The sequence below is a fragment of the uncultured Eubacterium sp. genome (assembly GCF_934561735.1).
GTDB lineage: Bacteria > Bacillota > Clostridia > Oscillospirales > Acutalibacteraceae > Eubacterium_R.
In genome coordinates, this window is sequence record NZ_CAKTGT010000002.1 from 266,403 (window position 1) to 277,860 (window position 11,458).

The 11,458-nt window shown below is 38.7% G+C and carries 12 protein-coding genes; 1 reads left to right on the forward strand and 11 read right to left on the reverse strand.

Annotated elements, in window-relative coordinates; genetic code table 11:
• From Q0E08_RS03255 to Q0E08_RS03295, 9 genes are read right to left on the reverse strand one after another with little or no spacing between them, the layout of a single operon-like run.
• A complete protein-coding gene (locus Q0E08_RS03255; RefSeq protein WP_177664021.1) occupies positions 1 to 558 on the reverse strand; it encodes a peptidylprolyl isomerase in 558 nt (185 codons plus the stop codon).
• Positions 558 to 2,252, reverse strand: coding sequence for a glycoside hydrolase family 2 protein (locus Q0E08_RS03260; RefSeq protein WP_294776432.1), 1,695 nt, complete (start codon positions 2,250 to 2,252; stop codon positions 558 to 560). The genes Q0E08_RS03255 and Q0E08_RS03260 overlap by 1 nt, the downstream gene beginning before the upstream one ends.
• Positions 2,252 to 3,943: an ABC transporter ATP-binding protein gene (locus Q0E08_RS03265; protein WP_294776445.1), complete on the reverse strand. Its 1,692-nt coding sequence runs from the start codon at positions 3,941 to 3,943 to the stop codon at positions 2,252 to 2,254. The genes Q0E08_RS03260 and Q0E08_RS03265 overlap by 1 nt, the downstream gene beginning before the upstream one ends.
• A gap of 2 nt (positions 3,944 to 3,945) precedes the next feature.
• On the reverse strand, positions 3,946 to 4,398 hold the full coding sequence (locus Q0E08_RS03270) for a S24/S26 family peptidase (protein WP_294776458.1): 453 nt from the start codon (positions 4,396 to 4,398) through the stop codon (positions 3,946 to 3,948).
• A gap of 22 nt (positions 4,399 to 4,420) precedes the next feature.
• Positions 4,421 to 4,894, reverse strand: a complete 474-nt coding sequence (gene ispF, locus Q0E08_RS03275; protein WP_294776489.1) for a 2-C-methyl-D-erythritol 2,4-cyclodiphosphate synthase — start codon at positions 4,892 to 4,894, stop codon at positions 4,421 to 4,423.
• A 2-nt stretch (positions 4,895 to 4,896) separates the two neighbouring features.
• On the reverse strand, positions 4,897 to 5,571 hold the full coding sequence (gene ispD / locus Q0E08_RS03280; RefSeq protein ID WP_294776501.1) for a 2-C-methyl-D-erythritol 4-phosphate cytidylyltransferase: 675 nt from the start codon (positions 5,569 to 5,571) through the stop codon (positions 4,897 to 4,899).
• Positions 5,564 to 7,246: an NFACT family protein gene (locus Q0E08_RS03285; RefSeq protein WP_294776513.1), complete on the reverse strand. Its 1,683-nt coding sequence runs from the start codon at positions 7,244 to 7,246 to the stop codon at positions 5,564 to 5,566. Before Q0E08_RS03285 ends, ispD begins: the two co-directional genes overlap by 8 nt.
• A 14-nt stretch (positions 7,247 to 7,260) precedes the next feature.
• A complete protein-coding gene (locus Q0E08_RS03290) occupies positions 7,261 to 8,007 on the reverse strand; it encodes a Nif3-like dinuclear metal center hexameric protein (RefSeq protein WP_294776544.1) in 747 nt (248 codons plus the stop codon).
• Positions 8,004 to 8,633 carry a class I SAM-dependent methyltransferase gene (locus Q0E08_RS03295; protein WP_294776576.1) on the reverse strand — a complete coding sequence of 210 codons (630 nt, stop codon included), beginning with the start codon at positions 8,631 to 8,633 and terminating at the stop codon, positions 8,004 to 8,006. The genes Q0E08_RS03290 and Q0E08_RS03295 overlap by 4 nt, the downstream gene beginning before the upstream one ends.
• A 122-nt stretch (positions 8,634 to 8,755) precedes the next feature.
• On the opposite strand from Q0E08_RS03295, the gene Q0E08_RS03300 reads away from it, so the two are divergent.
• Positions 8,756 to 9,337, forward strand: a complete 582-nt coding sequence (locus Q0E08_RS03300; protein ID WP_294776589.1) for a DUF4364 family protein — start codon at positions 8,756 to 8,758, stop codon at positions 9,335 to 9,337.
• A gap of 36 nt (positions 9,338 to 9,373) precedes the next feature.
• Here the strand turns inward: Q0E08_RS03300 and fliB are convergent, their stop codons facing one another.
• Entirely contained in the window at positions 9,374 to 10,339 is a 966-nt protein-coding gene (gene fliB, locus Q0E08_RS03305) for a flagellin lysine-N-methylase (protein ID WP_294776599.1), read from the reverse strand.
• The gene (locus Q0E08_RS03310) at positions 10,336 to 11,385 is read right to left on the reverse strand and encodes an AAA family ATPase (protein ID WP_294776614.1); all 1,050 of its coding nucleotides are present in this window, start codon (positions 11,383 to 11,385) and stop codon (positions 10,336 to 10,338) included. Before Q0E08_RS03310 ends, fliB begins: the two co-directional genes overlap by 4 nt.
• Between the last annotated feature and the right edge of the window lie 73 nt (positions 11,386 to 11,458).

An 11,458-nucleotide genomic window follows, 5' to 3' on the forward strand; every position in this document is an offset into this window, starting at 1 on the left:
TTAATCTATAATTTCGATTGTATCGATTGTAACATCAAAAACAGGCTTGTCGTTCACCCCGGTTTTTGTTGCGGCGATATCCTCGAGAACATCCTCGCCGTCGGTAATCATACCAAATACAGTATGGTGGAAATCAAGCCACGGTGTGCCGCCCTTTTCCTTATAAGTATCGATAACCTCACGAGGGAAGCCGTTATCCTGCAAATCTTCCATTTGTTCAAGAAGATGTGACGGAACTTCCTTTGCCTGAACTACAAAAAACTGTGAGCCGTTTGTATTAGGTCCTGCGTTTGCCATAGAAAGAGCACCGTAATAATTGCGTGCGTCAAGAGAAAATTCATCCTCAAAGTTTTTGCCCCAAATTGATTCGCCGCCCATACCTGTACCGGTTGGGTCGCCGCCCTGAATCATAAAGTCCTTGATTACTCTGTGGAAGATAAGGCCGTCATAGTAGCCGTTTTTTGCGTGAGTAACAAAGTTTTCAACAGCCTTTGGAGCAACCTCCGGCATAAGGTCAAATGACATATCGCCCTTGTTTGTTTTGATAATTGCTTTCATTATAATTTAACCCTTTCGTTAATTGATTTTAATACATCGGTGTCGATTTTTTGCACCTTTCGGTCATAAGTAAACAGTCCGTTGAGTTCATCTTCAACATCGGTAACCTGAGTGTAAACCGTTGCGGATAGCCCGTCTTTAATCTGCGGAATAATTGTTTTTTCAAACAAATTCTTATAAGCCTTTGTAAGACCTTCTTTGGAATTAAATATTTTATAGCCAAACATCTTATTATTAAAGGTATGGCCTTTTACTCTGATACTGAGTCCGCCGAATTCCGTTAAGCACCAAGGTTTTACGCCTAAATGAACCTTAATCGGCGTAAAGTAAATATGCTTTGAAATAACATCTGTGTTGCCTCTGTCGTGCCAGCCTGAAGCGGAGTCAACAATTCGGGTGTTGTCCATAGATTTAAGGAGGGTATAAGCATAATTGCTGTCGAACTGACCCCAACCCTCATTGAAAGGAACCCACATAGCAATGCACGGGCAGTTATAAAGAGCATTAATCATTTCTTCAAGTTCTTTATAGTAAAGTTTGCGTGCTTCAAGGCTTGTACGCTTAAAGGTTTTGTAATTTGAATCGTCAAGATTGATGCCGACAAAAGGAATTGCACTGACTTCAAGTCCGTAATTGCCGCCGCCGTTAATCATATCCTGCCAAACGATAATGCCTTTTACATCGCAGAAATGGTACCAAAGCATAGGCTCGATTTTGATATGCTTACGAAGCATATTAAAGCCTAAATTCTTGATGGATTTGACATCAAACTCCATTGCCTCATTTGACGGAGGAGTAAGAAATCCGTCGGGATAATAGCCTTGGTCAAGCAGACCGTTCATAAAATACGGCTTATTATTGAGCATAAGGCGAGGCATACCGCTGCCGTCCTTACCGACCGAAAACTTACGCATACCGAAATATGAGTGAACCTCATCATCCTTATACTTAAAAATAACATTATAAAGGAACGGATTTTCAGGTGACCATTCTTTTGCATTGTCAATTTTTACTACATCATCTGTTGTGTCAGCAATCAGATTATCGCCGTCATAAATGAGCTTTTGAACGGTTAAATCATTTTCCGTTTCAAACTTAACGGTTTTGCTGTCAAAATCAGGAGTTATACGGACATTAGGAATATAATCAACAGGCGTGCTTTCAAGCCAAACGGTTTGCCAAATTCCGCTTTGTGCAGAATACCAAATGCCGCCTCGATTGGTCTTTTGCTTTCCTCTTGAATACTCGTTTTTTTCCGTCAAATCACGAACAACTACGTTGATAACATTATGTTCCTTAATCTGCTCGGTGATTTCAAATGTAAACGGAGTATATCCGCCGTGATGAACGCCTGCAAATTGACCGTTAATATAAACTTTGGCAATTTGGTCAACAGCACCAAAATGAATGAAAACTCTGCCCTTATTAAATTCAACCGGTAAATTAAATTCCTTATTATATATAAGGTACTCTGTTGATTTGAGCGTTCTGTTAACACCTGAAAGCGGTGCTTCGGGAGAAAACGGAACGACAATATCATAAGAATAGCTATCCGGAAATTCTTCGGATTCGCAAAATTCACATTGCCACATACCGTTTAAATTAAAATAACTGTCACGCTTAAACTGCGGTCGCGGATAATCCGAAAGAGGGCAATTCTTGTTTAAATCTTCGCCCCATTTTGTCATCAACATTATTTTTCCTCCACAACAATTTTACCGTCGATAATTTGAATATGCTTATTGCAAATTTCAAGAGCGGCTGTTTTATGAGAAACGATTATACAGGTTTTATCCTGCATTTCCTTTAAATTTTTCAAAAAGCGAAGTTCGGTTGCCTCATCAAGTGCCGAAGTTGCCTCATCAAGAAGCATAATCGGGGACTTTGAAAGAATTGAACGGGCAATAGCAAGACGCTGAAGTTGACCTTCGGAAAGCCCTATACCACGCTCACCGATAACAGTATCAAGTCCGTCGGGAAGCTCATATACAAATTGGTCGGCACAGGAAATTCTGACAGCGTTTTTGATTTCTTCATCGGTAACATCCGAATTGATAAAAGTAAGATTGTCTTTTATAGAACCCGACATCAGGAAGTTACCCTGCGGAACATATGAAAACAACTTTCTTGTGTGGCAATCAACAGGTATATTTCTGCTTTCGGTATCAAGCATAATCGTACCGCCATTAAGATTAAACACACCCAAAAGAAGTTTGAGAAGTGTTGATTTGCCGATACCCGAAATACCCATTATCGCAACAAAATCGCCCTTGTTAACAACCAAAGATGTATCATCAAGAATCAAATCTCTGTCGTATGCAAAAGTGAGATTTTTAAAATCTATACTTTTAAGTTCATCATAAGTCTTTTTAACATCAATATCTTCTTTGTTAAATTCAAATTCTTTTTTAACATTATCAAGCTCAATAATTCTTTCTGCCGAAGCAAGAAGTGCAAAATAACTCGGAAGGGTTTTTGAAAGCTGAGCAAATGGCTGCTGAATTTGGTTAACAAGCTGAAGCATAGCAGTAACGGTACCGTAATCCAAGCCGTTAATCAAACGATAAGCGCCAAATGCAAGAGCAAAAACATAACCCAAATTGAAAGTTGTGGATATACCGGCACTTGCAAGAATACCGAGCATTCTTCTTTTCATCTTGGCTTTATAGTTAACTTCCATTAATTCGCCTGCATTTTCGGAGACCTTTTCTTCAATGTTAAAGGACTTAACAACAAGAAGAGAAGTAAGGATTTCCTGTATATACGAACGAACGGTACCCTCTGTTTCCTGAACTCGTTTGTGAAGCTTTTTGAGTATTTTCCTAAAAGAAAAGCTGAAAAGACAAACAAGTACACCGCCGACGAAAAATACAAGAGTAAATATTCTGTCAATAACGATAAGATAGATAAAAGCCGAAATAAGTTTGACAACAAAGTACACCAAATTCGGCAAAATATTTGTGAAGCCGTCCGAAATCTGCTGAACATCGTTGGTCATTCTGTTTTGGATTTCACCGGTATGATATTTGGCTACGCTCTGATAATCTTTTTTTACCACTACATCAAGTATATGCTTTCGTAACGTAACTTCAATTCTTGCCTTGCACCGCTGAGAAAAGCTGTTTGAGCAAAGCGTAAGGAAAAGTTGAAACATAATAAGAAGCAAAAACATAACCGAACAATAGACAACTCTGTCAAACGAGTGTTCCTGAGTTGCGGCGTTGATTATCTTTTTTGAAAAATCGGCATACATAATCATGAGTATGGCATTAATGGCATTTGTTATAATCAAAACAACAACATGCCATCTTTCTTTATGAAAAGTGCCCCACATCCATTTAATTGTTGCCCAATCGGATTTTGATATTTTACGCTTTTGTTCCACAATCAATACCTCTTTAAAATATGTCTGTCTATAATATCAAGACAACGATTAATAAACATAGAAATCGGTCTTAACGGCATAAGTGCAACCCAGACGCGTGAATAAATCTTATACCACTTTGTCTTTTGGCAGTCAACATATTTTTTGCCCTTGCGAAAATATCCTACAAGCACACCGCAAATCATATCATCGGTTACATATTCCCTATCCCTGCGATTATCACCCATGGTTATGTAATGATCATCATACACTTCAATAATTCTGTGCATAATGTATTTGCCGTTTTTTGCCTGAAAAACAGGAACATCATATTTTTTAAGTCTGCCCGTAGGCTTAACAACAATAATATTATCTCTGTGCTGATGAATAATCGGTCGCATAGAGGTACCCGTTGTAAGACCTGTATACTTTCCTGTTTTTTCCAGTATTTCTTTAATTGAAGTAAATTCTTCCATATAAAATTTGCACCCTTTAAAATTATTTGTTATTCAAAAGAACGACGGCATGAGCCGATATTCCCTCTTGTCTGCCTGTAAAACCAAGTTGTTCCTCAGTAGTCGCCTTAACGCTTACCTGTGAGATGTCAACGCCGCACGCTTTTGCTATATTCTCTCTCATAAAAGGAATATGCGGCTTCATCTTAGGCTGTTGAGCAATAAGAGTCGAATCAATATTCTCAATTATATAGCCCTCATCCGATACTCTTTGAACAACGGCTTCAAGCAGTTTAAGAGAATCGGCGTCTTTCCACTTATCGTCTGTATCCGGAAACATTCCGCCGATGTCGCCCAATGCGGCGGCTCCCAAAATCGCATCCGAAATTGCGTGAAGCAGCACATCCGCATCGCTGTGACCGAGAAGCCCAAGCTTGTACGGAATATCCACACCGCCGATAATAAGTTTTCTTCCTTCGGTTAATCTGTGTACATCATATCCGTGACCAATACGCATAATTATGCCTCTTCCTTTTCAAGCAAACTCTCGGCAACGGGAATGTCATCGGGAGTTGTAATTTTGATATTTGAATAACTGCCCTCTACCATTTTTACCTTAACACCGCTGTATTCGGCAAGCTGACAGTCATCGGTAAAATCTTTGCCGTCTGAAACAGCTTTTTCAAGTATTTCGCTATATAACTTAAAATCAAATATCTGCGGAGTTTGAACGGCAAAAAGCGAAGAACGCTCCGGAGTTTCCACAACAAAAGAATCTTTGTCTATAATCTTTATTGTATCCTTTACCGGAACACCGACAGCGGCTGCTTTGTGTTCCTTAGCCTGACGGATAGTATTTTCTATATCCACGGCTTTTACAAGAGGTCTTGCACCGTCGTGAATTGCAATAAGCTCGGCATCATCAATCGTTTGAATTGCATTATAAACACTCTGCTGTCTTGTATTTCCGCCGATTGCAAAAGATACTCTTTCATCCGGAAACAGAGATATAAATGTATCTATATCCTGCTGCCTTGCAACAACAATAACTTCATCTATATCGGAGATGTTCAAAAAAGCTTCCACGCTTCGCTCGATAACGGTTTTGCCTTTAATTTTAAGCAAAAGTTTGCTTTGCTCACATTTCATTCTTGTACCGTTGCCGGCACCGAGAATAACGGCAACATTACTCAATTTCCTTCACCTCCGCAAGTTCTTCTTCATTTGGAGTGACATACTCTGTTTTATAGTCGTCATAAATAACCATACCCGGCTTTGCACCGTTAGGCTTATGAACATTTTTTACTATTGTATAATCAACCGCAACATTTGATGACGAACCCGCCTTTGAATTTACGCACGCAAGCATCGCCGCTTCACGAATGAGCTTGTCTGTAAACGGCTTTTCCTTAACCGCTTCAACAATTACATGGCTTCCCGGTGTATCTTTGACATGAAACCACAAATCATAATTTTTAGCGGTTTTAAGAGTGAGCTTGTCATTTTGCACATTATTTCTGCCGACAAATATTGTATATCCCTCCGAAGAAAGATATTTCTTTGGCGGTAGCTTTTTCTGTTTTTGATTTTTAGTTCCCGCTCTTGAGAGTAAGCCGACAGAACGAAGTTCATCTCTTACTGCAGTAATCTCGCTGTCTGTTTCGGCTCTTGAAAGTTCGTCAATAACAGTATCAAGATAGCCTGCTTCTTCCTCGGCTTCTTTAATAAAATCAAGAAGTTTATTTTCGGCAATCTGCTTTTTGCGATAGTTCTTATAATACTTCTGTGCATTTTGTGCCGGAGAAAGAGTTGGGTCCACAGGAATTCTGATCGGAGCCATATTGTCATAATAATTCTCCAAATCATAAAACATTGCACCTTTTTCAAGGCGGTGGAGATTTGCATTAATCAAATCACCGCAGATTTTCAGTCTTTCTTTATCCGCACACTCATCAAGTTCTCTCTTTCGGTTAATCGACTTTCTTACAGCACGCTCTTTGAGGGTATTAAGACGGTGGAACAAATCATTTGAACGCTGTCTTATTCTCTCAATTCTTACCTGCTCATAATAGAAATAATCAACCAAATCCGAAAGTGTATCAAAGGTTTTATATGTGCACAAATCGCCAAATTGATGCGGCATAAAATATGTAAAATCTTTTGGCTTATCAAGAATGACAACAGTAGGTTGAGGATGATTGATATGCTCTTTTAATCCCGAAAGGCTCAAATCAAACTCAATTTCATTGGCAACAATCGGTGATATTCCCTGAATAACCTTGCCTGCTGCCTTGCCGCGAGTGGTATCAAGCGACTTCATTTTTGCTTCGATGTCAGGGATACTGTCGGTAAGAATGTTCATTTTATTCTGTGCCGGCGGAAGTTTATAGGTTAATCCCGGCAAAATTTCTCTTACAGACGACTTGGTTTCGTCAATTCGCTTTACGCACTCAATAATTTTGTATTTCTTATCTACAAGAATAATATTGCTGTACTTGCCCATTATTTCGATGATAAGGCGATATTCTACAGGGTCACCCAAATCATTTTTTGCATCGAAAACAAGGGTGAGTATTCTCTCAAAGCCCTCCTGCTTGATTTCTCTAAGCACAGCACCGCATAGAAGCTTACGCAAAAGCATTGTAAGCATAGGCGGTTTTTTCGGATTTTCGATATATTGATTTGTAAGCTGTATTCTGGAGCTGTCAGCCTTTGCCGACAAAAGCAGTTTTTCGCTTCCGTCATAGGTTCTGAAAGTGAAGAGTATTTCTTCCTTTGACGGTTGATAAATTTTATCAACCCTAAAGCCTACAACTTTTGAAGCTATTTCGTTTTTTATTAAATGAAGGAATATTCCGTCAAATGCCATGGTACATCTCTATTCTAAATTGTTTTAATCGGATTTTCACGAGGTGCAACAACAAAATTCACATCCGTAAAAATCTGTTCTAAATTATCTTTAAACATCAAAAACGCCGCATTTTCGGTTTCATAATGTCCTGCCGAAACAACGGCACAGTTCTTTTCAGAGGCGTCAAGCATTTCGTGATATTTAAGGTCGCCCGTTACAAAGCAATCAGATGTTTGGAGTGCCTCCCACATAAATTCGCTGCAAGCGCCACCGCCTACGGCAACCGTTTTTATAAGTTTGTCTGTATCTGTATATCTGATACCTACCGTACCGAGTTTTTGTTCAACATATTCGGCAAAATCATCCATACTCATAGGAGTGTCAAGCGAGCCGACAATCACAAATCCGTCACAGATTGTATGAGTATCATTTAAGCCCATAATCTTTGCAAGATTGGCATTAATTCCGCACTCAGCTTTGTCAAAATTTGTATGAGCACACAAAAAAGCAATGTCTGAATTTGCAAGATTATACACCGCCGTGTCGCTCAAAACATTTTTGATACCGCCGAAAATAAGCGGATGATGCGTAAGAACCAAATCGGCGTTTACATCATTTGCAAAAGCGACAACATCTTTTGTGCAGTCGAGTGCCATAACAACTTTTTTGACCGGTTTTCTGAAATCGCCGACAAGATGTCCCGAATTGTCCCATTCTTCCTGCGTATCATAAGGTGCGACCGAATTGATATAATCATAAATATTTTTAACCGTTGTCATAATTTTTCCTCAATAGTTTTTATCAAATCGGCAAGGTCAAGCCCCGATTTTTGCTTATTTTTCAAATAAACGAGCAAATGCTCAAAATATTCTTTATCGCTGAAATCCGTAATTGAGCCAAGATAATAATCCGACTGCTTTTTTTCACCGACATTGCCGACATATTCGGCAGAAAAAATACAGTAATGATGCCTGCCGTCGGCAACAACAATATCACTTGTAATCTCAAATCCGTTATCAAACAGCCATTTGCGGGCAATCTCGGGATGTGTCATAGGGTTAAGAATAATGTTTTTTGAAGTAATATTTTCAGCCTTTGACAAAATATCTGCAATGAGTTCTCCGCCCATACCGGCAATAATAACGGTATCGTATTCATCATCAACGCTTTGAAGCCCGTTTGATAAAACACATTTGATTTTGTCATCAAGTCCCGATTGTGAAACAAGCATACGGCACGAATTAAGCGGACCTTCATTTATATCACAGGCAACGGCTGTTTTGCATATTTTATTTTGAACCAAATACACGGGAATATATCCGTGGTCCGTTCCGACATCAACGGGAATACAGCCCCGCTTTACCATATCGGCTATTGCCTGCAAGCGTTTTGTTAATTTAATCATCGTAAATCTCCATTTTAGTATTTTATATTATAATATATATTGAAGATATTTGCAAGTAATGTTTGCAAGAAGAATAAATATATGCTAATATATAAAACAGAAATTATAAATGAGGTAAAAAAATGAGTGACAATACAGAAAAAATTATTGAGCCTAAAATGAGATTTGACGCTTTTATGGCAAATGTCAAAGACGGCGGCTTGAGAAGCGTAAGTTCTATTTATATGCTTGTATGCTACATAGTGGCAAATATGAATAACAGAGTAAGTGCCGCAACAATAATTGAAGCGGTTGACGGAGCAATGATTGCCAATTATTTTGAAATATCGGACGCAGTTGCAAAGCTCCTTAAAGCGGGCACAATAATGGAAAACGATGACGAAATGCTCTATATGGACGAACAAGACATAGAAGAAATTGCATTGATTGAGAAAGAGCTTCCGTTAACTATCAGACAAAGAAGCATAAAAGCTTGCCAAAAGGTTATCGCAAGAGAAACATATCAGCGTGACAACAAGGTAATCAGTGAAAAAGTTGACGGCGGATATAAAGTTCACCTCAAAGTCAGCGACAACACAACGGATTTTATGAACCTTGAACTGTTTGCCGTTAACGAAGCACAAGCGGAAATGATAAAAGACAAGTTCATCTCCGACCCTGCGGCAGTTTACGAAACGCTTATCGATGCAATATTTAATAATTAACATAAAAATTCCCGATACAAAATCGGGAATTTTTTGTTATATAAAAAGATGTTTTTTCAGTTCTTCTACGGACAGGCACTTTGCGGTTTTTAAAAGTTTTTTGTATCTGTCCATATTATATTGAGAATGCTCCGTTTCCTTGCTCCAAAGATGAATTGTCCAGCTATCCTCGCCAAAATATGTATTGACAAGAACGCCAACAACAGCCATTTTTGCTTTGCTCAAAACATCCAAATCATAAACAGCCTGCAAAAAATATTTATACAAAAAATACATTGCAATATTTTCGTTTGCCTGAATATTTGAAACAGGCTTAACTACTCTGTTTTCAACCTTTTCTTCCCACTCGGGATTGATAAGTTCCGGATTATCGAACACCTCAAAAAACTCTGTACTTTCATCAACACCGTCGGAATAATCGTCAAGTTGTGACTGCAAATTTCGTGCAAAATCAAGGAGATTTGAAAGTCGTTGACTGATAGGTTGCGACTTATCCTTTATTATCGCATATGCCTCTTTTCTTGCCTTTATAAGCGTGTAATACAGCATACCGTCAATATCGTTGAGTGACGGAAGTTCGTCTGTTATTTCTTCCTCAAACTCAAATGACGGCAAATCATACATCATATCGGACGCAACAGGGCAAGAAAACGAAACGCCGATTTCCCTTGTACCGCCAAAATCATAAATAAATCTCGGAAAAGTACGGCAAGTGTACGGAGTGTGCTCTCCGCCTATTGCAATGTGCATATCGCAAAGATTTTCGTCATTCAAAAAAGGGCAACGCTTTTTTGCTGCAAGGGTAAAAATCGTGTTGTCAAATTCATCCTTTGAAAGCACACGGTCTATTCTCTGCTTAATTTCGAGTGATGAATCAAGGGTTTTGTAATATTCAAGCGACTCAATATCGGCATCTACCTCCCATCCCTGACAGCAAGAATCGGGACAGGCACCGGCAATGCACTTAAAATCTTTATAAAATGTCGGTTTTACTGTTTTCATAATTTTAATCCTGCCAAATAACTGTTTTTATAGTGATAATCGTCTGAAACATCCTCAATCACCTTGATTTCGGGCGGTAGTTTATATTCTTGATTTTCGCTTTTTAGTTCAAGTTCCAAAAAAGCCTTATCATTCCAAAACGGAAACACATCAAGTTCAAAATACTGACCGTCATACAAAAAACAATATCTGTCCTTAACAATAGTATTTTTATTAGGGTCGGCGTTTTTCGTCAGTTCGTCATATTGTGCCTTGGATATAACATCCTCGGTTTCTTCCGCACAAGAGCCTGTTACACGGATTTTGAGCGTTTCAAAATAAGTAAACATTCCGTTGACGCCTCTTTTTCTGATTCTGTGTGAGCCGACTGCACAAAGCAAATATGTTTGTGAAATTTCCGCCTTAAAAGGCTTATATTTTTGAAGCAAAGTTAAATCGGGATATTCAATCAAAAACTTTTTTTCAATCTCATATCCGCTTAAAATTGAATTTATTTCAGCCTTAACGGATTGATATTTTTCTTCAAAATTTGTTTGATTTTTTACATAGCGTAGGTGCGAATGACCGACTGTAACCTCAAGCAATTTTTGCTCAAATTTAAGAGCCGTTTGATAATCTTCAATTCGTGCACAAGTCGATATATATTCACTTTCCGGTGCTGTTTGAAGAACAATAAGAGCATCGTATCGAGCCCAAGAATCAATGATATTTATGCCGATATTTTCAGCAAGAGCCTCTCTGTCGTCAACATAGCTGAAGCAATCGGTTATACCACGGTCATAAAAAACAACGACCTCGTTTTTTTCGCTTTCTTCGGCTTTTTTTAATATTTCAGACTCATTTTGAAGTTGCTTTTTTGCAACAAGGGTTTCAAAAGCGAGGTAGTCCTCCCTGCTGCCACCGTTTGCAATAACCTCATATGCGGATTCGGGACAGATAAACACATCCCTATCGTCACTGTAAAACTCTGCCGCAAGTCGCTCGACTATCGAAGTCTTTCCGGAACAAGGTCCGCCCGTTAACGCAATTTTTATAATCTTTGCCATTTTATCACCCAATACATTATATCACAAAATCTTACTTTTACAATTCCAAAAAAATATAACAACAAACTCCCCT